Raw genomic sequence first — 25,488 nt, forward strand, 5'->3', positions numbered from 1 at the left:
AGCCCGGCATCGTCCGGGCTTTTAATAGCTGATAAAGAGAAAAAGACAGAAGTTATTGGCATAAAGGGGCAAAAGTCGCCGTGATAATCTCATTCGTTCAACACCCATAATCATCATACCCCGCCCGGGTTTCGGCCACTGGCGGGGGCGTGAGATGTCAAAAGAATGAGATTGATATGCACCTTGCTGCTTTTTTGAACGCCGGGCCAATGGGCACCACCGGATGGCGACATCCTGATGCCGATTCACACTTCCTCTCCGCCGACTACTACCGCCGGGTTGCACGCATCCTGGAGGACGCGGTCTTCGATCTTGCTTTTATACCCGATGCGCTGTCGGTTCCCCGTTCCCTCGGCGGTTCCTTTACGCCTGCTGTGGAATGGGGATCGGGAACACCGCGTCTGGACCCGATGGTTATCCTTGGCGTAATGGCTGGCGTTACCGAGCATCTTGGGCTGGCCGCCACCCTGTCAACCGGCTATCAGGCGCCTTTCAATCTTGCCCGTTCACTGGCGACCTTTGACCATATCAGTAACGGGCGGGCGGGATGGAACATTGTTACCTCCTTTCAGGACGCCGAGGCGCAGAACTTCGGTGCGCCCGCACTACCGCCGCGCGAACAGCGCTATGCGCGGGCAGAGGAGGTATTGCAGGCGGCAACCCAGCTCTGGGATAGCTGGGATGATGATGCCCTGGTGTTGAATAAAGCGTCGGGCGAGTTTGGCCTGCCGGAGAAAGTACGCTCGGTGAATTTTACGGGTGACTATATACGTACCCAGGGGCCGTTAAATGTCCCGCGTTCGCCTCAGGGTTATCCACTGCTTATCCAGGCGGGAGCCTCGCCCTCGGGGCGTGATTTTGCTGCGCGCTGGGCGGACGTCATCTTTTGCAGCCATGAATCTCTCGATTCTGCCGTAGATTTTTATCAGGATATGAAGCGGCGGGTCGTCGCCGCCGGGCGCGATCCACAGCAGGTGCGTATCCTTCCGGCGGCGACGGTGGTCGTGGGCGACAGCGATCGGGATGCGCAGCGCAAGCATCAGGAATTTGCCGAACTGGTTCATCCGCTGGCGGGCCTGTCGCGTCTGGCGTATCACGTCAATGTGGATCTCACCCGCTTCGATCTGGAGGGTCCGCTGCCAAAGCTGGAGAATGTTGGCGTACAGGGGCATTACGATGAGGTGCGTGAGTTTGCGGAGCGTGAACGGCTGAGTATCCGGGAAATAGGGCGCTGGTACGGTGCGCGAACCGAAGGAAGCATGGTCGGATCGGTCAGGACCATAGTCGATACTATGGAGCAGTGGCTCGAACGCGGCGCGGCGGATGGGTTTATGATCCAGGCCACCCATCTCCCCGGCGCATTTGAAGAGTTTGCCGGGCAGGTGGTGCCGGAGCTACAGCGACGCGGCCTGCATAAAACGGCCTATGAGGGAAAAACGGCGCGCGAGAACTTTGGCCTGAACCGGCCCGCGCGTGATGCGTGGCAACAGCGGGCTAAACGTCCGGGAGGCAGCCGGTGACGCCGCTGATACTGCCCGATGGGCCGCTGGTGGCTGTTCCATGGCTGGTTGCGAATATACACAGGGTCGTGGTGCTGGACTGTTCGGTAAGTCGCCAGACGGCCCCGGATTGCACCACACGCTACTTATCTGGCCGGGCGGATTACGAACAGCAGCACCTGCCTGGCGCAGGATTTGCCGACCTTTTTGAAGGCTTTTCCGCCCCGAATGCCGCGCACCCGTTTACCGCGCCGTCGGCGGCCATCCTCACCCAGGCTCTGCAAAAGCTCGGCGTGGATCAGCAGAGCAGGGTGATTCTGTATGACAGGCTTAACGGTGCCTGGGCCGCGCGCGTCTGGTACCTTCTGCGCGCGGTCTATGGGTTTCATAACGTTCGGGTGCTTGATGGCGGTTTCGCCGCCTGGTGCCGCCTCTCCGGCCCTCTGGTATCGGGCCCGGAACCCCTCCGGCCAGTCGGAAATATACGGCTGACAACTCAATATCCCCTGCTGGTTTCGACCGACGCGGTCAGGCAGGCGCAGGAAGCAGGCGATCCGCCGCTGATCTGTGCGCTAAGCAGCGAGCAGTTTCGCGGTGACGCGGATCCAGACGCCAGAACGGGGCATATTCCCGGCAGCTACAGTTTGCCTTATCCGACCATACTGGATAATGAGGGCCTGATTGATACCGCCGCATTAAAAAGAGGGTTAGCATTGCTGGGCCTGCATGCAGAGAGCCGTCCGCTGCTCTACTGTGGCGGCGGTATTAACGCGGCCGGGCTGGCGCTGGCGTTTGCCGCCGCAGGCGAAGATCCGCAGTCTCTGCGACTGTATGATGATTCGCTAAACGGCTGGCTGAGCGATCCCGGCCTGCCGCTTGAAAAGGGGCAGGGAAGAGGCATCTTTATCCGCTGACTGACGATTTTTTTCTACCAGGGTGATGAGGTTTATTATGCAACAGCTTTCATGGCGCGACAGCGCAGTACGAGAGGCGCTCAGCCATATCAAACAGCACAAGCCTTTTTGCTACGGGCTGACCAACTATATTGCCGCTAACCTTTCTGCCAACGTGCTGTTGGCGGTGGGCGCGGGACCCGCAATTGGCGCAGCGCTCGACTGGCAAAAGGTGTTCGGCAGTCATGCCAGTGCGGTTTGGATCAACGCCGCCAGCCTGATGAGCAATACGGCCGGGGAGGTTCGCCAGGCCGCGCAGGCTGCACATCATGCGGGTGTCCCCTGGGTGCTGGATCCGGTGGCGGTCGGCGCAGGTGCGGTCGAATACGATCGTGTCGTACAGGGGCTGCTTGAATTCAGGCCTGCTGCGATTCGCGGCAACGCCTCGGAGCTGATTGCGCTGGCAGGCGGCGAGGGCGGAGGACAGGGGGTTGAAACCACGCTGACCTCGCAGGAGGCGCTACCGGCAATTCAGTCTTTCTCGCGCAGGCTTGGCTGTATCACGGCGGTAAGCGGCCCGACGGATTACATCACCGATGGCAATCGCACCATATTTGTCGAAGGGGGAGACGCCCGGCTGACGCAGGTCACGGGAGCGGGTTGCAGTCTGGGTGGCTTAATCGCTGCCTTCCTCTCAACCCCGGCCGATCCGCTGACGGCGGTGGCGGCCGCCCATGCGGTTTATGCCCAGGCCAGCGAGCGGGCATCATCCGCACGCGGCACCGGCAGCTTTGCGGTGAGCTTTCTGGATCACCTGTCGCTGCTTGATCCGCACGAAGCGTAATATCCACGGCGGATCGAGCCTGATTCCCGTTAAAAGGGACAGGGCCAGGCCTGAGTGCGCTCGCTTTTTATACGTTTAAGCTGAATCGTTTAAAGCCTTGTCTTCTCAAGATCACTATAATCCAGTGTAACAGTTTCGTTATTGCCGACAGGTTGTGATTCACATCCCATTTTCGAAGCCCCCTAGCGGCCTTTTCCTGCCGGGTGAGGAAAGTCACGTTTCTATTTGTTACTTATCAGTAAATTCCTTTAACTAATCTAAAAACGATTCAGCTAAAGAGGATACAAATGAACAAAAGAGCGGCGTTGACGGTGCTGGCAGTAATGATTTCTGCTCCGGCTGTGGCCAAAACCTGGGTGCTGACAAGTGCTGAACAGGCTGTAGATCAAGGGAACTGGAAGATTTCCAGCGACGAGCTGAAGATTAAGGACAGCGCGTTCAGCATCGAACAAAAGGTGCTCCACGGGGGTAAACAGGAAGGCAGTAAAATCATTGTCATTCACAGTCAGTCGGGACTGACAATTACCCTCAGTCCGACCCGGGGCATGAACCTGCTGCGCGTGGAGGGCTTCGGCTCAAGAATGGGCTGGGATTCGCCGGTAAAAGAGGTCGTGAACCCGGCATTTATCAATCTGGAAAGCCGCAACGGCGTGGGCTGGCTGGAAGGTTTTAACGAAATGATGGTCCGCTGCGGCTACGAATGGACTGGCCATCCAGTCACCGCTGACGGTCAGATTTATACCCTACACGGCAAAGCGGGTAATACGCCGGTATCCCGGCTGGAAGTGGAAGTGGCGGACGCCGCTCCGCATGAAATTCGAATTCGCGGCCTGATAAAGGAAAGCACCTTCAAAAAAGCGGATTTGCAGACCCTTACCGAGCTGCGCTACGTGCCCGGCAGCAACAGCTTTAGCCTGCATGATGTTTTAACCAACCATGCAGACTATCCGCACGATTATCAGATTATCTATCACAGCAACTTCAGTACGCCCATTCTTGAAGAAGGCGCGCGGTTCCTGGCACCGATGTCCGGCATCAGCCCCTTTAACGATTATGCCAAAGCGGGTTTAAAAACATGGCAGACCTATGCGGGTCCGACCAAAGGTTTCGATGAAATGGTTTTCAACATCAGTCCGCTGTCTGATGCAAACCATCAGACCCTTGCGGCGGTGATCAATAAAGCCGGGGATAAGGGCGCTGCCATCCAGTTCGATACCAGGCAGCTGCCCGTCCTGACGCTATGGAAAAACACCGATACCCTGAAGCAGGGCTACGTGACCGGTATTGAGCCTGGCACCAGCTATGCCTATCCGGTGACCATTGAGCGTGAGCAGAAGCGCGTGAAACAGCTACAGCCCGGCGCAAGTACCGCATTTGACCTGACCTACACCCTGCTGCACAGCCGCGATCAGGTAACCGGGGTTCGTAACAGAATCGAAAAAATCCAGGGCGAAACGAAAGTTGATGAGATTGCGACGCCAATGGCCAAAGAGTAGGTTGGCGGGATAATCAAACCGGATCTGACAAAGATTGGATCCGGCAGGATTTAGTGACAGATCCCAGAGTACCATCCAATGGAACAACAGGCTCAAGTCATTGCAGACCATTTTATTTTGAGTCACTACGGCTATGCAGTGTGGTTGACACTTAAGAGAAGAGGGGATATCACATTGGATGGTGATAAGAGCGAGGCTGTAATTCGACAAAAGTACAAGGAAACAATGAGTCACTTCCCATGGAGATAATGATGATTTATAAGCGTAAACGTTGCTCCATCTTACTGATTGCATCGATTTTTTTTCTGACTGGTTGCCCAGGATCAGGTGACAGGTTAACAGCAGACGAAACCACCACGGTGAGTCAGACTGGAGAAGATGTCTGTTTTGTAGTTAGTAACGCAGCAAACTACCAACCTTCTCTGATCTCGATTAATCCCAGGGGAACACCCCCACAAAAGTTGTCCGTTACGGATTCGCCTGATCTAAGGGTTAAAAACGGCAAGTTATGCATTCCACCCAACTTTTACCGATCCACAGATAAGGCGCAGTACGTCGTACAATACATACTTGAAGCGCCAGGTGGATTGCCACAAAGAAGCGTGGTGACGGGAATTGAGTTTTCTCAGGGGCAGGTGAAAAGTATACCGCTTAAGGATAGTGAGATAATGAGATGATCAACGCACTAACGTGATGAATAGAGAAAGGCCAAACGTTAAGAAAACTCAAACAGGTTGCCACCTCTAAAAATCCACCGGCGCTGATAGCAGGGAACATCGAGTTGGGTAAGTGAGAGCATGAGCTAAGTAATCAGTATATTCAATTTAACATAATATACATTATGCGCACTGGGGTAACAGTGCGCTAACATTTCACGGAGGTCTCTATGCCATGTACTAAGCCGCTCCAGAGCTGGCAGTCTAAGGCATCAAAGAAGATTTTCTTTCAAATGCCCCATCACTCCGATTTACATAATTTTAACTTCCTTTCTCTTCCATGCGGCCAGTGCATATCTTGCCGCTTATCTCATAGTCGCCAATGGGCTACGCGCATGGTTCATGAGAACCATATGCATGATTCTTCATGCTTTATCACGCTCACATATAACAATGATAACCTGCCCTCTGATGGTTCGTTAGTTAAAGACCATCTAACTAAATTTTTCAAACGTTATCGCAAATCTTTAGGTAGTAAAAAAATTCGTTATTTCGCTTGTGGCGAATACGGTACTAAATTGTCTCGTCCCCATTACCATGCTGTTATTTTCGGCCATGACTTTTCAGATAAAAGACTACATCAGGCCGGAAAGTTCCCTCTATTTACATCTGACCACCTTCAATCTCTATGGCATTATGGCTTTTCTATCGTTGCTGCTTTTTCATTTGAATCTGCCGCCTATGTCGCGCGTTATTGCGTTAAAAAAGTCAACGGTTCAATTAAGGATGAACACTATAATGGTAAAGTTCCTGAATACTCTGTTATGTCTCGTCGGCCCGGTCTTGGTGCTGATTTTTTTTATAAATATTATGACGACATTGTTTATCAAGACCGCGTAATTAGTCGCGGCGGTCGCCAATCTATGCCGCCCAAATATTATGATAAATTGTTATCTGGTTGTGATTTGGAGCTACTGGAAGCCAATAAATTAAAAAGGATTGAAAACGCTAAAATATTAGACCCGTGGCGTTTGCAGGATTTGGATAAATTCAATCTAATTAAATTCAAAAATATGATGAGGACTTTAGAAAATGACCAAACTATATATAATTAGAGACACACATCTTGGATGTGATGTTCATTCATTCTGCGCACACATTGACGAGGAAGCTGTAAGAATATATTTTGAACTTTGTTCTAAATGGAACGCTAATGAATTTAGTTTATATAGCATAGCTTCGTTACAACACAATTCTCGTGATGAATTACAAGTTATAGAAGCTAAACGCACACTCATATATATGTTTGAAGAGGTTGAAGATGAATAAAATATATTCCCGTTATAAACGCCCTACTTCTCCCGCACTCGGAGATTTTGAGCCTACTCTCGCGCAGCAGCAGTTTCGCGATGAAACTAATATTAATAAAATCGTCGAGCGTGTCGCCAGAACTGGCGATACTTCTATTTTTACTCCTCCTGAACGCCAGGAGTTTATTGATACTTCAATGTATGAAGACTACCAAACTGCATTGCAGACGCTTGAAACCGTCGAAGAGGATTTTTACAGCCTCCCAGCGAATATACGGCGTGAATTTGATGATACCCCAGGTAAGTACGTCCAGTTCATGAGCGACGATGCAAACTACGATAAGGCCGTAGAGCTTGGCCTATTAGGCTCAGGAGATGAGCAGGCTCGCGAGCCTGCGAAAGCGCCTGAGCAGCCCGCGGCAGCGCCCATAGCCACCGCTACACCGGAGGCTAAAGCGTGAATTTATTCACGCCGGAACATGCCCTACTTGATGTAATTGTTCCGACTGACACCACGTGTCAGTCCCTAACGTTAGTTATTCACTTTTATTGCATAAGGATTCTATATGAGCTTTCGTAACAAGTCCGTAATGAAGCATGATTTCAGTTCAGTTCCGTCTGCCAACATACAGCGCAGCGTGTTTAATCGTTCAAGTGGCTTTAAGACTACTTTCGACAGTGGCTATCTCGTACCGTTTTTCGTTGATGAAGCCCTACCAGGCGACACCTTTGATATGAAAGTCTCTATGATTACTCGTCTCTCTACCCCAATCGTTCCGATTATGGATAATATTGCACTTGATTATTTTTTCTTTAGTGTCCCCTATCGTCTCGTCTGGGACAACTGGCAGAAATTTAATGGTGAGCAAGAGAATCCCGGCGATTCTACTGATTATCTTATCCCACAGCTAAAAGCCCCTGCTGGCGGCTTTAAAGTTGGTTCTATCGCTGATTATTTCGGTATTCAAACAGGCGTAGATAATTTGAGCGTAAGCGCCCTCCCATTCCGTGCCTACAATCTTATTTTTAATGAATGGTTCCGCGACCAGAATTTGGTTGATTCCGTTCCTTTCTCTCGCGGCGATAATGTTCCCGCCGAAGACAAATTCGAGCTATTAAAGCGCTGTAAGCGCCATGACTATTTCACCTCCTGTCTTCCCTGGCCGCAAAAAGGCCCAGGTGTTAATATCGGCTTAGCTGGTAATGCTAATATAGTTCCCACAGGTCCGTTAATGCTTGGCCCACAATTTGAGGGCACAGGCCCGACTAATGCTATCAAGTTCTTTCGCACGTCTGGTAACTCAAATGATGATGTCATGTCACCATTCAGTACCCCCTATACTAAAAATGAACCTTTATTCGTTCGTGATGGTTTAGCCGCTGATTTAAGCACTGCAAGCGGCGTTACTATTAATTCACTGCGTGAAGCTTTTCAGCTCCAGCGTTTATTAGAACGCGATGCTCGTGGCGGTACTCGTTATACTGAGTTGATTCGTTCCCACTTCGGTGTTATTTCCCCCGATGCTCGCGTACAGCGCCCCGAATATCTCGGCGGCGGTAAGTTTAATGTCAATATAAACCCTGTCGTTCAAAACTCGGCTACTAATTCAGAAACCCCACAGGGGAATTTAGCGAGCTACGGTATTGCCGCAGGCGTTAAAAATGGATTTAAACATTCTTTCGTTGAGCATTGTTTTATTATCGGTATTTGCTGCGCTCGTGCTGATTTAACCTATCAGCAAGGCGTTCCACGGATGTTTTCCCGTCAAACCCGTTTCGATCACTACTGGCCTTCTCTCGCCCATTTAGGCGAGCAGGCTGTATTAAATAAAGAAATTTTCGCTCAAGGCATTGATAAAGATGATGACGTTTTCGGATATCAAGAGCGTTTCGCTGAATATCGTTATGCCAATAGTAAAATTACTGGCAAATTGCGGTCAACGGATCCGCAGAGTCTCGACGTTTGGCATTTAAGCCAAAAATTTGACTCACTCCCTACCCTCAATAAAACATTCATTGAGGAAAACCCTCCTCTTAAACGTGTGCTTGCTGTGCAAGATGAACCAGAATTTATCACCGATGTGTATTTCGATTTGAAATGCGCCCGGCCAATGCCGACCTATTCAGTTCCTGGCTATATCGACCATTTCTGAGGTGATTTATGTTTGGTGAAATCTTAGGAGCCTTAGTCGGTGGTGCTGGCGGTCTTGCTTCTGCTGCCGCTGCTAATCGTGAAGCTAATCGCAATCGCGAGTGGCAAGAGAAGATGTCTAATACCGCTGTACAACGCCGTACTGAGGATTTACGCAAAGCCGGCATGAATCCTATCCTTGCCGCAACCAATGGCGCCCTACAGGCCGCCTCACAGCCCTCTGGTGCCGTCGCCGATACATCAGGCTACTCTCAGGCATCTCAGGGCGTTAACTCTGCGTCACAAGCTATTACAGCTCGTCGTCAACAACAAACTGCCCTACAACAGGCTATCTCAAGTATCAGATTACAGGACATGCAGACTCAATCTAGTGCTGCTGACGTTCGTGTTAAAGACGCCCAGGTTAAAAACATGGATGTTCAGAATTCGCTGATCGGTCAGCAAGTTTTGACAGAAGCTGCGCGCCGATCTAATCTGGAGGCCAACACTGGGTTGTCGTCTGCTCAGTCTGTCAGAACTAAGTACCAGACGATGCAAGACAAAGTGATGAGTGATTATTTACAAACTCCAATAGGAAAGGAGAGTGCTCGTGTCAATATGGATGCTTCTCGCGGTGGTAATATCGGTATTCTTAATACTTTTCTTCGCTCTTTTCAACGGGATTATCCAAGTCTTGGGCCAGGCCCTCAAAGTTCTGCAAAAAAGGTAAAACATTCCACACCGCCGTTGATACCAACTGATTACCAGCGGCGCTTAATTAAAGCAATGAAAGGATCTAAATAATGAAACGTCGTCGTATGTCTCGTAAAAGTTCTAAACGTAATTTCCGTAAACATTCTGGATCTCATAAGATGAATCGCCCACGCAAAATAACGCGTGGCGGATTTAGAATTTAATTTTAATTAATATACATTATGCGCACCAAGGTAACGCTACATGAAATCCTGAGATTTGTCGCCTCTACTAATGGTGATGATATTGATATTGTCGCCCCTGATAATTCTACAGGAGCGACTTTTACACATCTTACGGGGTGTTTTTATCCACCACGTTGCCTTCCAGCGCGGCTTTCACAACCCGGTAAACGTCCGTATTATCAATAAACTTGCCATCATTCAGTCCAACATATCTTGCATAACCTGCATCCGTACCTCGTACTCTGGCATTAAACGCCTCGGCCCCGACGCCTTTCGCCCATAAAGGAACCAGCGAGTTTGAATGATTTCCCGTAGGACGGAATGAGATACCAGGCATATGGCCTTTGCCCTTATTGATGACGGCCTGAAAGGCCGATTTTTGCGCATCAGGTCCCATAGGCATCCCGTTATCGTGGTCTGTCGTTACAACCAGCAGTGTTTCCTCCCAGCTGCTGTTTTTTTCCACCCAGTCAATGACCGCCGACACAGCATTGTTGAAATCTGCGGTCTCTTCAATCAGACGACCGTACTCCACGCCACTGCAGTTAGGATTGTAAGAATTGACCCAGTCCCCCTTATCCGTACAGGCATTACTGGTGTGTGCTGCCCAGTCATTACATTGCTCATTCCGCCCTTCCAGTGCGAATTCTGCCCCCCGCAACGCCCGCTTGCACGATGTAACATACCGCACCATTTACTTCACATTATGTCCTGATTACTTGGATTTGACCCTATATATCCAGACGTTTTTGCTCTCTTACGATTGCGATAACTTCCTGCGTATATATTCCCGCGGTGAGCGATATCCCAGTGCACTATGCGGATGATGTTCGTTGTAATGACTGAACGCCACCGCCAGATTCATCACCGCTGCCTGACTGTCCGGTTTCGGCATGATGCTGATGTAGTCCCGTTTTATCGTCTTCACGAAGCTTTCTGCTATGCCGTTGCTTTCCGGGCTTCGCACTGCTGTCGTGCAAGGCTCCAGTCCCAGCAATCGGGCGAACGCCCGCGTTTCATGAGCCCTGTAGGCTGAACCGTTATCCGTCAGCCACTCCAGCGACTCTGTTGGCAACTGCCTTCCGAAGCGTTTTTCCACCGCACCCAGCATGACATCCTGCACCGTTTCTTTGTCATAGCCTCCGGTGCTCGCTGCCCAGTCAATGATCTCCCTGTCGCAGCAGTCCTGCGCGAAGGTCACCCGCAGCTTTTCGCCATTATCACAGCGGAACTCAAAGCCATCTGAGCACCAGCGCCGGTTACTTTCAGCTACTGCTACGCGCCCCTTATGGGCCCGCTTACGGCAAGGATCAGCGGGTTTACGTTCAAGAAGCAGATTATGTGTTCTCATAATGCGATACACCCGCTTCGCATTAACCACAGGCAGGCCGTCCCGCTCTGACTCCCGTCGCAGCAGTGCCCACACACGGCGATAACCATACGTCGGCAGGTCAGCCACCGCCATGTTTATCCGGGACAATACGGTGGTATCGTCAGAACGGGGCTGCCGTCTGTGATCCTGCCAGTCAGATGGCCGGTGAACCCGGATGCTCAGTTGCGCACGCGACACACCAATACTCCGGCAGACGTAGGTTAGTCGTCGTCCCCGGGCAACAAGGGCGCATGCGCAATCCATTTTTTTGCCCGACCGAACTCCACGGCCTCTTTAAGGATCTCGGCTTCCATCGTCTTTTTGCCCAGAAGGCGCTGGAGTTCGCGGATTTGCTTATTGGCGGCAGCGAGCTCGGAGGCCGGCACCACTTCCTCGCCCGATGCAACAGCCGTCAGCGAGCCGTCTTCATATTGCTTGCGCCATTTGAATATCTGGTTTGCATTGATGCCATGCAGGCGCGCGACATGAGACACGGTCATACCGGGTTCCATAGTCTGCTGAATAATGGCAATTTTTTCCTGCGGTGTACGACGCCGACGCCGCTCAGGTCCTGATAACACTTCAACCATCTTATTATTCTGACTGGTGTTAAACATAGTTCCAAGACTACCTCTTATTTTAAGAGAGGCGAAGTGTCTGGTGATCTATGGGGCTAATCTATTACTGTAGTGAAATAGCATTCCCTAAGACCAGGAGTGAACTATGAATCGTCGTCATTTTCTCACCGGTGTTGCTGCTACATTCATCGCCGTCCGGGCGGGCATTTTACAGGCCAGCCCGTCAGGACAACACAGTGAAATTCCCTTGTGGGACGGTAATCCGCCCGGGGGTGGCGGCCCAGCCGGCAGCGCCGATCTCTCAGGCAAAGGTGCCCTGACCCATGTGAGCCGTCCCCTGCTCACCCGCTTCACGCCTGCCGTTCCGAACGGTAAGGCGGTGCTGATTGCGGCCGGCGGCGGTTATAAAAGAATCGAAATGGGCCCGGAAGCCTGGCCCGCCGCAAAGTGGCTTACCGCTCGTGGCTATACGGCCTGGGTGCTGACCTACAGGCTGCCTGCCGAAGGCTGGAAAGACGGAAGCGTGGTGGCCTTTCAGGATGCCCAGCGGGCGCTGAGGATTGTCCGACAGCATGAAAAGCACGTTAGCGTTTTAGGCTTCTCCGCCGGGGGGCATTTGCTTGGGATGGCGGCGACGCGTACTGATTTTGCGTCCTACCCCGCGCGTGATGCACTGGACAACGCGCCTGTCCATGCCGATCGTATTGCGCTGATTTACCCGGTTATCACGCTGGAAAAGCCCTATACTCATACCTCAACGCATAAAATTATGGTTGGGCCAGAGGCTTCGGCCTCTGCAGAAGCGGCCTGGTCGGTGCAAAATTATGTTACCAGGCAAACCCCGCCGGTGTTTCTGGTTCAGGCCGAGGACGATCCCATCTCAGATCCGCATAATACGCTGATAATGGCGGCGGCCTGCGAGCAAGCGCATGTGCCGGTCGGGATGCACCGTTATTCCAGCGGGGGTCACGGGTTCGGCATGGGAAAACCCGGTACGCCGACGGTGGCCTGGCCGGAAAAATATGAAAAATGGCTGCATCAGGGGTAGAGGAGTGTCATGCCTGAGCTGGATACGCAATCTGAAACAGATCCGCTGAATCGGTTTTCCGCGCCCGTTCAGGCCTGGTTTCGTTCCGCTTTCCCTGCCCCGACGCCCGTTCAGCGGGCCGCCTGGCAGGCTATTGCTTTGGGCAGTAGCTGCCTGGTTATCGCCCCTACCGGGTCGGGCAAAACGCTGGCCGCCTTTCTCTATGCCATAGATGCCCTTTTTGCAGAGCGTCAGATAGCCACAGAAGCCGGTAAAAAGGCGGGCAGGACGACCACGCGCATCCTTTATCTCTCCCCGGTCAAAGCCCTGGCTGCCGACGTCGAGCGTAACCTGCGGCTTCCGCTCGAGGGCGTCACCGGGCAGCGCAGCAGAATGGGCGCCCCTGAAATCAGCATTAGCGTTGGGTTGCGATCCGGTGACACTTCCACTGCTGAGCGAGGCAAACTGCTGCGGCGTCCGCCGGATATCCTGATCACCACGCCGGAATCCCTTTTTTTAATGCTGACGTCGAAAGCGCGAGAGACGCTGCGCGACGTCACCACCGTCATCCTTGATGAGGTCCACGCCGTGGCGGGCAGTAAACGGGGGTCACAGCTTGCCCTGAGTCTGGAAAGACTCGACGCGCTGCTCCCGGCGCCCGCTCAGCGGATCGGCCTCTCCGCCACGGTGCGCCCGGTTGGCCCCGTCGCCGCCTTCCTCGGCGGTTTGCAGCAGACCACCATCGTGAATCCCGCCTCTGACCGCCAGCTGAATATGAAAATTATCGTGCCGGTGGAAGATATGACGGATATCTCCAGCCGTCCGACGCGCCCGGACAGCGCGCAGGAGAGCGGTGCGGCGGGTTCGATATGGCCCCATGTGGAAGCCAGCATTCTCGACCGGGTGCTGGCATGCCGCGCGACGCTGGTTTTTACCAACTCCCGGGGGCTGGCTGAAAAACTCACCGCCCGCCTTAATGAGCGCTACGCCATGCGGCTCAGCCAGGTACCTGAAGCCTCAACTCAGGCCTTTCAGTATGGCTCGCGCAGCGGCGGCGCCACACAGAGCGAAGAGGAAACCGCGCCGGTCATCGCCCGTTCGCACCACGGTTCGGTTTCAAAAGAGCAGCGCCGGGTGATTGAATCGGCCCTGAAAGCGGGAGAACTCCGCTGCGTGGTAGCCACCTCCAGCCTGGAACTGGGCATTGACATGGGGCTGGTTGACCTGGTGATTCAGGTAGGGTCACCGCCCTCCGTCGCCAGCGCACTCCAGCGCGTGGGTCGGGCTGGCCACCAGGTGGGCGGCATCTCATCCGGGGTAATTTTCCCGCGTACCCGGCGCGATCTGGTGGATGCGACGGTAACGGTTAACTGCATGCTTTCCGGTCAGCTGGAGGCAATCGCGCCACCGCGTAATCCGCTGGATATACTGGCCCAGCAGACTATTGCTGCCGTGGCCATGGATCCCCTGCACGTTGATGACTGGTACTGCACTGTACGCCGTGCGGATCCCTTTAAGACGCTGCCGCGCGGCGCATTTGATGCCACGCTGGATATGCTATCCGGGAAATACCCTTCTGATGCGTTCGCCCAGTTTCGCCCGCGGATTGTTTGGGACCGCGACAGCGGTATGCTGACTCCCCGACCAGGTGCGCAGCATCTGGCCGTCACCAGCGGTGGCACCATCCCGGATCGCGGCATGTTTAGCGTAGTCTTACCCGAAGGTGAGGAGCAGGCGGGTTCACGCCGCGTCGGTGAGCTGGATGAGGAGATGGTGTATGAATCCCGTCTGAATGACATCATCACGCTGGGGGCAAGCTCCTGGCGCATCCAGCAGATCACTCACGATCAGGTGGTAGTGGTTCCCGCCCCGGGCCGTTCTGCCCGCCTACCCTTCTGGCGCGGCGAAGGCCCGGGGCGATCCGCCGAGCTGGGTGAATCGACCGGGGCTTTCCTGCGGTATGTTGAAGAACAGATGGCCGCTAAGCATGGTCTGCGCGCGGTCGAAAAGGTGCTGTCGCGTAGCGGGCTGGATCGCTATGCGGTGCAAAATATTCTGGCGCTGGTCGATGAACAGCATCAGGCTACCGGGGTGATCCCCACTGACCGGACGCTACTGATTGAACGCTGCCGCGATGAGAGCGGCGACTGGCGGGTCATTCTCCACTCCCCCTGGGGAAAGCGGGTGAACAGTCCGTGGGGGCTGGCCGTGGCCGAGCGCATCCGCACGGATCTGAGGCTGGAAGGCTCGGTGGTCGCCAGCGATGATGGCATCATTGCCCGCTTTCCTGATACGGCCGGCCGGGTTCCAGGCGCTGAGCTTTTCCTGTTTGAACCGGAGCAGCTTCAGCGCACCGTTGCCGATGCAGTCGGCAGCTCCGCTCTGTTTGCCGCCCGTTTTCGCGAGTGCGCCTCCCGCGCGCTGCTGCTGCCACGGCGCAACCCCGGCAAACGTTCGCCGCTCTGGCAGCAGCGTCTTCGCGCGGGTCAGCTGCTCGAGGTGGCGCGTGAATATGCTGATTTTCCGGTACTGATTGAGACCGCGCGTGAATGTCTGCAGGATGTCTACGACCTTCCGGCGCTGCACGGGGTGATGGGGAGGATCCAGCAGAACGAGATCCAGTTTGCCGAAGTGACCACGGAGGTGCCCTCGCCCTTTGCTGCGCCACTGCTGTTCGGCTATGTCGCCGAATTTATGTACGCCACCGATGCCCCCTCGGCAGAGCGGCGCGCCTCCCTCCTTGCCCTCGATAGCGGCCTGCTCGGTGAACTGCTGGGACAGGTGGATATGGCCGGGCTGCTTGATGCCGGTGTTGTCTCTGTCATTGAACAGCAGCTACAGCGACTGACGCCAGAGTACCGGGTCGCCAGCAGTGAAGGCCTGGCGGATCTGCTGCGCGAGCTGGGCCCGCTCTCGTCCGGGGAGATGAATCGGCGCTTTGAGGCTGAAGATCAGACGGCAGCGGAGTGCCTGCGGGTACTGGCAGATGCCCGGCGTATCATTCAGGTCACGATAGCCGGTAAGCCGTGCTGGGCATCCGTTGAGGATGCTGCCCGACTGCGCGATGCACTGGGCACCCTGCTGCCTGCGTCTGTTCCTGCGGCCTTTCTGGAACCGGTGTCGCATCCGCTGCGGGACCTGATTGGCCGCTACGCGCGCACCCATACGCTGTTCAGCAGCCAGGACGTTGCCTCAGGATTCGGGCTGGGTGTCGCGGTAGCGGACGCAGAGCTGGAACGCCTGCGGGAACAGGGAAAGGTGCTAAAGGGTAACTTTAACCTGTCGGAAGATGCATCCCCCGCTGAACAGTGGGTGGCTCAGGAGGTGTTTCGACGAATGCGTGTACGCTCCCTGCAGGCTGCCCGCGAGGCAACGCGCCCGGTTTCGCAGGAGGCCTGGGTCACGTCGCTGCTAATGCGGCAGGGGCTGATCGGCGAGGGGATCCCACACCAGGATGGCGTCGCGGAGGGCGTCTATACCGGGACCAACGGCGTTGCGCGCGTCATTGAGCAGCTGGCAGGCGTTGCACTTCCTGCTTCTCAGTGGGAGACGCAGATTTTACCCGCGCGCGTGCGGGACTATCAGCCTTCCATGCTGGATGAGCTGCTCGCCACCGGCGAGGTGGTCTGGACCGGAGAGCAGGCGCTGGCCGGTCATGACGGTCTGGTTTCCCTGCATATCAGCGAATTTGCAGCCGAAACGCTACCCGTCTCCGTGGAAGCGGCAGAAGGAACGGGGATCCAGACGCCGCTTCAGCAGGCCATTATGAAGATACTGGCTAACGGCGGGGCGTATTTTATGCGTCAGATCCTGGCGCAGCTGGAAGAGAGCGACCCGGAAGAGGTTGCCGGGGCGATGTGGCAGCTGGTGTGGTCTGGCTACATTACCACCGATACCTGGGCTGCGCTGCGTGCGCTAACGAGCCCCTTGCCGACCCAGCGTGGACGCGCCCATCGGGTGCTACGCAGCCGTCGTGGACATACCCATCTGGTAGCAAAAGCGCCCTCACCGCGTGCAGGGCCGGGTATTAACAGTGTGACCGGACGCTGGTCTGTGGTTATTCGTGACACCGTAACGCCAACGCGGCGCGTACTGGCGTGGGTTGAGAACATGCAGGATCGATATGGCGTTATCGCCCGGGGGGCGGCGATATCCGAGCAGGTGCCGGGCGGCTTCCCTGCCCTACAACCCGTTCTGCGCGGCGTTGAAGATGCCGGACGCATGCTGCGGGGTCGCTTTGTTCAGGGGCTGGGCGGCGCCCAGTTTGCCGATAATGCGACGATCGAAAAACTCCGAGCCGTAGCGGACAGGCGATCGGACCGGCTTCTCGCCGTGGCGTTATCGGCCATCGATCCCGCTAATCCTTTTGGGGCTACGCTCCCATGGCCAACATCGCTACAGGGGGTCCGCCCCACGCGCCGCAATGGTTCGCTGATCGTTATCTGCCATGGCCGGCTTCTGCTCTGTCTGGTTCAGGGCGGAAAAGAGCTACTGACCTTTACCCCCGAAAAGGACAGCGATGAGCGCGCGGCCATTGCTGCGCTGGCCGTGGCGCTTAAGCGCGACAGGCAGCTCAGATTTACCCTGGAACGGGTGGATAGCAAACCGGTCGGCGGCTCCCCGCTGGTTCCGGCGCTGCGAGCGGTGGGCTTCTCTCGCGTACCAAAGGGTTACAGCTGGTTCCCTTAAATCACGCCTTCCTTCCGTCTGACAGACGCGCCTTACCCCTGTTGCAAACTCAATCCAACCTAAACAACCGGTTCATCCACCTTGCCTTTGAGCAACCGCTCAAGTAACTTTCCGGCTTGAGCGGTTGCTCAAACGTTATTTCGCCGCCCTTCTGCGCGGTGCAAGAAGCGATCGAACCTGGAAACCCGCCTGCATTACCCTGATCCGGGACCAGGATACTTTCAATCTGAGGCAAAATCATGTACGTCAAAAATCGCTGGCTGATACTGGCGATCATCACCAGCACCCTTTTCCTTATTGTCATTGATATGTCTGTTCTTTATACCGCACTGCCGCGGCTTACCCAGGCACTGGACGCCACGGCTTCGCAAAAACTGTGGATTGTGAATGCCTATCCGCTGGTCGTGGCCTGCCTGCTGCCGGGCGCAGGAATGCTCAGCGATCGCATTGGCCATAAAACACTCTTTATGAGCGGCCTGCCCGTCTTTGCCACTGCATCACTCTGTGCGGCTTATTCACCCAGCGCAGAGATCCTGATTGCCTCCCGCGTATTTCTGGCGGTGGGCGCAGCAATGATGATGCCTGCGACACTCTCCATCGTACGCCATGTTTTTACCAATCCGCGCGAACGGGCGCTTGCCATCGGCATCTGGTCCGCTGTGGCTTCAGGCGCCGCCGCCCTTGGCCCGGTAATCGGAGGCGTATTGCTGGCGCATTTCTGGTGGGGATCGGTGTTTCTGATTAACGTACCGGTGGTGCTGGTGGCCATCGTATTCGCCGCGCTCTATATCCCCCGCATCGAGGGCGACGCAACACGCCCTTGTGATGTGATCGGATCGCTGATGATCATGATCGGGCTGGTCGGCGTCATTTATGCGCTGAAAGAGCTGAGCAAAATGGATGCCTCGATGGCGGCCGTGGCGGTAAGCGGGTTAACCGGTATCCTGTTTATGGGGCTGTTTGTCAGACGCCAGAGGCGGTCAGCCCATCCTATGATCGACTTCTCCCTGTTCAAAAATGCGGGATTCAGCGCCGGGGTCGCCGTCGCCATTATCTCAATGATCGTGCTGATCGGTATCGAGCTGGTACTCACCCAGCGGCTACAGCTGGTTCAGGATCTGTCACCGCTGAGGGCCGCGCTGACCATTCTCCCTATTCCGATCGCTTCTGCGCTCTCCTCCACGCTGGCTGGCATGCTGCTGCCGCGCCTCGGTGAGCGGCGGATCATTCTGGGTGGCCTGAGTCTGACCGCACTGGGGATTATTTGCCTGGCGCTAAGTTTTGAAAACGGCCTGTTATATCAGATGATTGCACTGTTTATCCTCGGATTCGGCCTTGGCGGTCCGGTGACCGCGGCCTCAACGGCGATCATGCTCAATACGCCGGAGGAAAAAGCCGGGATGGTCGCCGCCATAGAGGATGTATCCTGGGAACTGGGTGGCGTACTGGGGGTCACCCTGCTGGGCGGGCTGATGACGGCGGCCTACAGCACTATCCTTGTCCTGCCGGAAGGGTTAGTTAACGGCGTGAAGGCCTATGACAGCCTGGATGAAGCGCTGCTGATCGCCAGGGAAATGAGTCAGCCCTACGCCACTATACTGACCGAGCTGGCAAGAGAGGCTTTTGATCGCGCATTCAGACTGGTGCTGGTCGGCGCGACAGTTCTGGTTGCCTGTAGTCTGGTTGCGTTGAGATACATGTTAAGACAGCCTCAAATCCGGCAGCAGGTCGGGGCGAAAAGCTAAAACCAGTGATTCACTGCTGTTCAGCCTATCAAGATGTTGCAAAAGATATTGAATTAATAATGGAAATACCGGAAAATGCCCCGGCGAGATGAAATGTCTATATTTATAATGGAATTTTTTTGTTATATCCAGGGAGGTATTATGAACAATAATCAAGTAGGTTTAAAATCTGGTCATCGATTATATAATAATGGTTCAAATAACATAAATCACAAAAGTGACATAAGTGACATTAACAACAATTTATTGAAGATAGAAAGTGAGTTAAACGGCACAAATGAACCAGACAATAAAAGAAAACTTGAGCTGAACGATTTGATATTCGGTTTTATTAACCAAATAGAGGGTAGTCTGGAAGCAGGTTATGGGTTGACAAACAGGTTAGAGAAAGATTTGCAGGTATTGAAGATAAAATTCGGCATGGCTGCAATGAAATGCGGGGACACTGATTGGGAGAGTTTTAATTTATCAGGAGAGGTTCATAGTAATAATGAGTTGTTTATAAATCAAAATTCTTTTGCGCTGTCCCTTGACGAATTACAAACACAGGGGATAACAGAAAAGATAAGAACGTTTGCATGGAACTGTTGTCGATATAATTTTGCACATACCCTTATTTATACCGAGATGCCTGCCCCTGCGGATAAAGTGCAGGAAGAATTTTCAACTTTTTTTGAACAGTACAAAAAACAGGGTGTTTCGGAAATTATTACGGTAGCCGCAGCAAATGCCAAAATTGCAGAAAATTGTGCAAAAAAAGTTTTGACACAGAAGATGAAGCGCTAACATCTCCATTATTCATTGCCTGCAGAAAACTTAATAAATTTTATGATGATTTTATAAAGTGCGAAAAACCTGAAACGGACGCTAATCTCAGATTAGAGGGGGAAATTTTGTCAAAACATATGTCAGTGTTCATCCCTACGGAAGTTAAAGAAAAATTAAAAATAAGCTAAAAAACGTAACTACTACCATAATTCTCAATATCAAAACTGGCTCCTTATACAGGAAGAAAGATGAAAGAGATGGCTGACACGCTCAGAGGCAAAATCCTTGATGGGGCAATCGAACTGTTTATCGTCAGAGGCGTTGAGAAAGTAACAACGCGCGAGTTGACGGAACATCTGGGTATCTCGCGCAGTCATATCTATCACTACTTCCGCGACTGGCAGGCGCTCTGTATTGAGGCGCTGACGCATTTTATGCTGTCTGAGCTGGAGGAGGTCAAAGCCCGCATTGCGCACCTGCCGCCGGGAGAGAAGCTCAAAGCGCTGGTGGATAACTATCTTCCCGAGGGACAGGATGCAGTCTGGCAGCTCTATGTTTCCCTGTGGCAGCTGGCGGCGCATAACGCGGCATGGGCCGCGTTGGCCGACCGGCTGATGCATCAGTGGAAGCAGTTTCTGACCGAAATTATCATCACCGGCGAAGCGAGCGGCGCGTTCAGGGTGACAGCCAGCCAGCGCATCACGCGCCAGCTGGCGGCACTGCTTAACGGCTACTCCGATAAGCTGGTAGTGGCACCTTCTGCCGCTGCACGTCAGCAGGCAATAGACGATATTGACGCCTTTATTGCGTTGGTACTGTGACAGCAATATTCAGATAATAGGGGTCTGAAGCCCAACCGTACGAAAACGTACGCTAAGTGCATTTTTTGTACATCGCCTTGCCCAGCTCCGCGAGTGCTTTATAGGTTGGGTGCTGAATGTTATTGCGGGTGAATCGTCGTAATATGGCCTCCGGTTCGGCTGTTCCGGTTCTCAGTGCCGCTGTATATTTGATTATCTCGTCATACTGTTGTGCAATAAGCTCCCAGTCGATCCCCCGGGTTAAAATCGGCGTCAAATGCGGGTACAACGAGGCTTCTTCCTTTTCACACACATTTTGTCGGTGCCGCTGAGCCTGCCGCCCCTGAAGCTGGTAGTTTTCAAGAGATACCGGAGTGCATCCGATCTGCCCAGCAATAGCATGCACAACACCTGAAGGGAAATCGCTTAATGACTCAGGGCAATGGCCCTGTACCTGTCGGAATTTTAGTTGAATGGCAAATCCCAGTCGCCCTGTATCGGTCATTCCCGGTAACAGGGAAAGCTCTTCAGCAAGCAAACGCCACTCGTCCCTGTCATCAAAAGTCTACTCCGGTGATAACATCCCAACTCCCTGAATCATCGATGGTTAATCGCTATGGCAACCATTTCACAGGTGAGTGATTTTTACTCAGATCCAGTTCAAAAAAGTCAGATGTCGCATTTTGCAGCTTCGCTTCCACTAGGCCAATATATAGTCTCATAAGTATCGACATTTTAGACGGTTAGTTTCTTAACGGGGTTCTACGCCGGAACCGCCGAAATTTCCGTTACCCCAGTTTCAGCCCGGCGACCAGCACATCTAGGTCAATAATTTCATTGCTATTCTGGAAGGTATAATGCCCGTTCAGCAAAATGTGTTGCCAGGCCACCGGCGATATCCGGGTCAGATTCTCAATACCTTTGTCGTTACCCTCTGCTTCCAGTCGCTCCAGTAGTCGTGACAGGATCGCGGAGTTGTAATAAACGATCGCGTTGGAGATCAACCGCCCGCATTGATTACTGATCTCTGTTTCAATGTCATTTTTCCCAGTTAACTCCTTCTTTCCGCCGACTTTGGCAACTGCGGCACGTAGTTGGTGATACGATTCAATCCGGTTCTGGGAACGACGGATATTGCGTTCCAGTCGCGGGTCTCGCAGATACTTCAGTGTGTAAATGCTGCGAACCAGCCGGTCATATTCAAATACCGCCTGCCTTGTCGGATTGGTTGTTGTGTACGTACACAATTTGCGGATCAGCGTTCCCTGCGTCATTTCTTTCAGCCCCAGCGTGGCGACGATGCGATCGAGGTTGCTTTTTTCGCGGATTATAAGGTTCAGGTCTATCTGTCCGGCAGGCTGAATCAGGCAATTTTTATATGCCGATGGGTCTCTGGTGCAGTGCAACTCCAGCCGTTGCTTGTTCAGATCAGTAAAATGAGGTTCAAAGCGAAGGCCAAACCAGTGCAGGATTGCAAAGTTGGCTTTGTTGATACTGTGCATGTCACCGGTGATGGCCGAGGGTTTCACTGCTGAGGTGTTCCGGTACCAGATATCAAAAATATGATGGCCTTCGTAGTCGTTTGTGCCAATCAGGTATCCGTTAATCGGAATATGGTTGCACAGCAGCGTGTAAGCCACCATACCTTTACCGCGACCAAAGTATTTACGCGAATACCTGGCCTTAACTGTTGGGCGCTCAACACCAAATTTCTGTCCGTCAACGGCACCATAAAGTGTCTCTGGATCAAACGAATAGAGTGGAAAAACCGGCAGGGCCTCTATGGCATCGGTGATACAGTCATTGGCCGTGAGCAGCGACGCCAGGCGGAGGTACTGTTCGTACGTGGTCTCCAGTACATGGAACGGTATGTCGCTGGTTCTCGCCATGACATGATTGCCATGATTCATCGCCTGAGCAACGATGACCGCTATCAGGCTGTCTGCATCGGCTTCTTTTTTGGCATAACGGGGTTGCAGTGGCTTCATGGCGGGGAGGAACCGGCACTGTCCGTTAACAAAGCGGAAAACATCGGTCACATCGCAGAATGGCAGTTGCTCGTAAAAACGCGTCTCCTGTGCCTTATGGTGACTGACCACCGATTTATGCCAGGTCAGTTTCTGCGTTTCTTTATCGTATTCCAGATGTTTCAGTTTCCCCTGCTTCAACTCACGGTTAAACGCTTTCCATTGCCGGTGCAGTTCGGACGACAGCTCCTTTAGCTGCGTTTTAACCGGTTTCTGCAGAAAGGGAATATTTATTTCAGCCAGCACTGCGGCCTGTTCCCCTTCCGGTACAAGTTCATCAGAAAGATGGCGGTGCCGGAGACTGTCGTTGAGGTGGAATTCACCCGACTGAAAACGCTTTCTTATCTGACGATATAACCAGAACTCATAGCGCCCGGCATTCAGGCCTGTGGGTTCACCATCCTCACCGTATTCCAGCAGGTACGGGCGCAGCCGCGCTGGTAACGTTTCTGACGGGCATTCCGCCACCGGTCGCTGCGAAAGCGTCTGCTTTTTGCTGAACACTATTCTTAGCCAGCTCAGCGCCTCAGCCCAAGGGCTGTCCTGGACCACACTGGTGAGATCGAGTGACAGATATAATGGTCGCAGGTGACGCCGGATTAATGCCGTCATACCGTCCACGGCCTGCCACTGTAGCGCCAGTTTACTGACGGGTTTTACACTCATGCGCTATCATCAAGCTGTTCCGTCAGAATACGTCCCAGCCGTTGCCTTTCATCAGAAAGAACCTTCCTTACCAGCTCCTGGAGAGTGGTTTAACCGGGCCGGATAATTTTATGCGCGTTGAGCCAGATAATCAGCTCGGTGGCGACAAAACCGGGAGTTACATCGCGGTGAACAATGTGGGAAGCCTGTTGCTCAAGTTGTGAAGACAGCGAAGATGCCCACGGTCGATAACCATACAGTGCGCAGATTTTTTCCCGCTGCGCATAGCGTTCATGCTTAGTAGGAGATTGGTCCGGAAGTGACTCACCATGAAAATAACGGCTCAGGATAAAGTTGCAGTCGTCCTTAACATCACTCCACCCGAAGCGGAAAAACAGGTGTTTGGCTTTAAAGTAAGCGATCTGAAGAATGCAATAAATCTGGGCAGGAAGCCCCTGACGACTACAGGCCAGCGCCAGTTCGGATTCATCCAGCGCCAGAAATTTCAGCCGCTGTGCATCATCGAAATCAGGGAGGCCATACAGCGCTTCCTGCTCAGCCCTGTTTAAAACCGCCAGTCGTTAACTTTTGCCTGTTGCTGTATCACGAGTTGTCATCCTGACCTCGATTAATCGTGTCCGTAAGAGGATCGTTCAACGGACAGTAAAATAAATTTTGGTGTTTCAGATAAAATCACTGATGACGTTGTCTCATATAACTGGTAAGGCATCAATCTCTTTCATGGCCCCTTAAACGTACATATTTATGACAGAAATACGGATCGGCTATGCACGATGTTCGACCGACAAGCAAGATTTGACTGCTCAGCAGGAAGCGCTGGTGAAACTCGGTGTCTCCCTGGACAGAATTTATATCGATAAAGGGTTGACCGGCTCAAATCGCCTGCGGCCCGGCCTGGATCAGGCGCTGGCCGCTGTGCGCAGTGGTGACACACTGGTAGTTCCCAAACTTGACCGCCTGGCGCGTTCGGTGCCTGATGCGCGGGAGATAGCAGATGCATTACAGGCCAGAGGCGTGAAGCTGGCACTGGGAACCAGCATCTACGATCCGGCGGACCCGATGGGGAAAATGTTCTTCAACGTGCTGGCGACGTTTGCCGAGTTTGAAGGCGATCTGATACGTCTCCGCACGCGCGAAGGGATGGCCATCGCACGGGCGAAAGGAAAACTGCGAGGGAAGCAGCCGAAGCTGTCAGATAAACAGCAGAAAGAGCTTTGCAGGATGCACGGAAGCGGTGAGTACTCTATCAGCGATCTGGCTGAATTATTCTCCGTCTCCCGTCCCACGGTCTATCGGACGCTTACCCGTGGAAAATAATGGAACTGGATTTAATGAAAATAAGCAAGGAGCGGTTATGTACTACAGCAATGAAGTTATCAGTTATTTGCAGGCTAATAAAATTCTTGCGTTAAAACTCGACCATGCATTAACGGGCGTAGGAAAGGCTGTATCCAATCAGATTGAAACGATAGGTGCCGGTGCAACGCGAGCACTGTATTACACATCCTGCTTTACCGATGAATATCAGGATGTCTGCCAGAAACAAAAGACCGAAGACATTCGATTCAAAAACGGCGTTATTTATCTTTTGCGACATGGAAATGTTGCGTATGACATGCTCAAAATATATTTCGAAGAAATATTTAAATATAAAACCCCCGATCAACTGGAGCGCATCAAACAGATGCTTATGGCTGTTAATATCCATATTGCCGCCAGTTCACTCACAAACGCTGGATTTGCTCTGGCAACAGCATCATTTGTCGCTGCAGGTATGAATCTAAGTCTTGAACTCAGTGCACTGGCAGGGCGAAGAGCGGGCGGGGTTGTCGGGGCTATTGGCATATACGGCGTGGTACAGAAAGCGGCAGATAGTGCCCATCGCCTACATGTCCAATACCCAGCCTATTACTCTGCACTGTACATGCAACAACTAGAAATGATGTACTTCCTGATAGAGCCATTGTTTCAGCGGGCTGAGGCATTTAAAGCACAATGGGCATCGGATGATGGTATTGCAGACATCATCACCAGGATGATTCGATAATC

18 protein-coding genes and 3 pseudogenes are annotated in these 25,488 nt (G+C 53.1%); 16 read left to right on the plus strand and 5 right to left on the minus strand.

Annotation, left to right across the window (positions count from 1 at the left end; genetic code table 11):
- Positions 1–176: 176 nt before the first annotated feature.
- The 9 genes from AC4PCC_RS10805 (at position 177) to AC4PCC_RS10845 (ending at position 9,633) form a co-directional block, all read left to right on the plus strand.
- Positions 177–1,520: an LLM class flavin-dependent oxidoreductase gene (locus AC4PCC_RS10805; protein ID WP_492127373.1), complete on the plus strand. Its 1,344-nt coding sequence runs from the start codon at positions 177–179 to the stop codon at positions 1,518–1,520.
- Positions 1,517–2,413: a sulfurtransferase gene (locus AC4PCC_RS10810; protein WP_492127374.1), complete on the plus strand. Its 897-nt coding sequence runs from the start codon at positions 1,517–1,519 to the stop codon at positions 2,411–2,413. The genes AC4PCC_RS10805 and AC4PCC_RS10810 overlap by 4 nt, the downstream gene beginning before the upstream one ends.
- A 37-nt stretch (positions 2,414–2,450) precedes the next feature.
- Positions 2,451–3,236 carry a hydroxyethylthiazole kinase gene (gene thiM, locus AC4PCC_RS10815; RefSeq protein WP_492127375.1) on the plus strand — a complete coding sequence of 262 codons (786 nt, stop codon included), beginning with the start codon at positions 2,451–2,453 and terminating at the stop codon, positions 3,234–3,236.
- A 287-nt stretch (positions 3,237–3,523) separates the two neighbouring features.
- The gene (locus AC4PCC_RS10820) at positions 3,524–4,732 is read left to right on the plus strand and encodes an aldose 1-epimerase family protein (protein WP_492127376.1); all 1,209 of its coding nucleotides are present in this window, start codon (positions 3,524–3,526) and stop codon (positions 4,730–4,732) included.
- A gap of 251 nt (positions 4,733–4,983) precedes the next feature.
- Positions 4,984–5,409, plus strand: coding sequence for a putative T6SS immunity periplasmic lipoprotein (locus tag AC4PCC_RS10825; RefSeq protein WP_492127495.1), 426 nt, complete (start codon positions 4,984–4,986; stop codon positions 5,407–5,409).
- 209 nt (positions 5,410–5,618) lie between these two features.
- A complete protein-coding gene (locus AC4PCC_RS10830; protein ID WP_492127377.1) occupies positions 5,619–6,503 on the plus strand; it encodes a rolling circle replication-associated protein in 885 nt (294 codons plus the stop codon).
- Between the two features lie 206 nt (positions 6,504–6,709).
- Positions 6,710–7,159 (plus strand): hypothetical protein, encoded by a 450-nt coding sequence (locus AC4PCC_RS10835; protein WP_492127378.1) that lies wholly within the window; start codon positions 6,710–6,712, stop codon positions 7,157–7,159.
- A gap of 105 nt (positions 7,160–7,264) precedes the next feature.
- Positions 7,265–8,851, plus strand: coding sequence for a major capsid protein (locus AC4PCC_RS10840; RefSeq protein ID WP_492127379.1), 1,587 nt, complete (start codon positions 7,265–7,267; stop codon positions 8,849–8,851).
- A gap of 8 nt (positions 8,852–8,859) precedes the next feature.
- Positions 8,860–9,633 carry a hypothetical protein gene (locus tag AC4PCC_RS10845; protein ID WP_492127380.1) on the plus strand — a complete coding sequence of 258 codons (774 nt, stop codon included), beginning with the start codon at positions 8,860–8,862 and terminating at the stop codon, positions 9,631–9,633.
- 243 nt (positions 9,634–9,876) lie between these two features.
- Here AC4PCC_RS10845 and AC4PCC_RS10850 read toward each other — a convergent pair whose 3' ends face one another.
- Together AC4PCC_RS10850 and AC4PCC_RS10855 are read right to left on the minus strand one after the other, a co-directional pair.
- A complete protein-coding gene (locus AC4PCC_RS10850) occupies positions 9,877–10,461 on the minus strand; it encodes a hypothetical protein (protein WP_492127381.1) in 585 nt (194 codons plus the stop codon).
- Positions 10,462–10,524: 63 nt separating this feature from the next.
- Positions 10,525–11,729, minus strand: a protein-coding gene (locus AC4PCC_RS10855; RefSeq protein WP_492127382.1) for an IS3 family transposase whose coding sequence is annotated in 2 segments (ribosomal slippage) — positions 10,525–11,402 and positions 11,402–11,729 — 1,206 coding nt in all. Because the reading frame shifts where the segments join, the coding sequence is not laid out codon by codon here.
- A gap of 133 nt (positions 11,730–11,862) precedes the next feature.
- On the opposite strand from AC4PCC_RS10855, the gene AC4PCC_RS10860 reads away from it, so the two are divergent.
- From AC4PCC_RS10860 to AC4PCC_RS10880, 5 genes are all read left to right on the plus strand, one after another.
- Positions 11,863–12,765, plus strand: coding sequence for an alpha/beta hydrolase (locus AC4PCC_RS10860; RefSeq protein ID WP_492127383.1), 903 nt, complete (start codon positions 11,863–11,865; stop codon positions 12,763–12,765).
- Positions 12,766–12,774: 9 nt separating this feature from the next.
- Complete coding sequence (locus AC4PCC_RS10865; RefSeq protein WP_492127384.1) at positions 12,775–17,433, plus strand: ATP-dependent helicase; 4,659 nt, start codon at positions 12,775–12,777, stop codon at positions 17,431–17,433.
- 239 nt (positions 17,434–17,672) lie between these two features.
- Positions 17,673–19,178 (plus strand): MFS transporter, encoded by a 1,506-nt coding sequence (locus AC4PCC_RS10870; protein ID WP_492127385.1) that lies wholly within the window; start codon positions 17,673–17,675, stop codon positions 19,176–19,178.
- Between the two features lie 141 nt (positions 19,179–19,319).
- A complete protein-coding gene (locus AC4PCC_RS10875) occupies positions 19,320–19,964 on the plus strand; it encodes a hypothetical protein (RefSeq protein WP_492127386.1) in 645 nt (214 codons plus the stop codon).
- Positions 19,965–20,194: 230 nt separating this feature from the next.
- Positions 20,195–20,767 (plus strand): TetR/AcrR family transcriptional regulator, encoded by a 573-nt coding sequence (locus AC4PCC_RS10880; protein WP_492127387.1) that lies wholly within the window; start codon positions 20,195–20,197, stop codon positions 20,765–20,767.
- 70 nt (positions 20,768–20,837) lie between these two features.
- Here AC4PCC_RS10880 and AC4PCC_RS10885 read toward each other — a convergent pair.
- From AC4PCC_RS10885 to AC4PCC_RS10895, 3 pseudogenes are all read right to left on the minus strand, one after another.
- A pseudogene (locus AC4PCC_RS10885) lies at positions 20,838–21,074 on the minus strand (Tn3 family transposase); the annotation flags it as partial.
- A 36-nt stretch (positions 21,075–21,110) separates the two neighbouring features.
- Positions 21,111–21,251, minus strand: a pseudogene (locus tag AC4PCC_RS10890) (hypothetical protein); the annotation flags it as partial.
- A 283-nt stretch (positions 21,252–21,534) separates the two neighbouring features.
- Positions 21,535–23,996: pseudogene (locus AC4PCC_RS10895) on the minus strand (Tn3 family transposase).
- Between the two features lie 187 nt (positions 23,997–24,183).
- Here AC4PCC_RS10895 and AC4PCC_RS10900 point away from each other — a divergent pair.
- Together AC4PCC_RS10900 and AC4PCC_RS10905 are read left to right on the plus strand one after the other, a co-directional pair.
- Entirely contained in the window at positions 24,184–24,756 is a 573-nt protein-coding gene (locus AC4PCC_RS10900) for a recombinase family protein (protein WP_492127388.1), read from the plus strand.
- A 37-nt stretch (positions 24,757–24,793) separates the two neighbouring features.
- A complete protein-coding gene (locus AC4PCC_RS10905) occupies positions 24,794–25,486 on the plus strand; it encodes a hypothetical protein (protein ID WP_492127389.1) in 693 nt (230 codons plus the stop codon).
- Positions 25,487–25,488: the final 2 nt, after the last annotated feature.

The sequence above is a fragment of the Erwinia sp. L03-1 genome, from assembly GCF_058686115.1.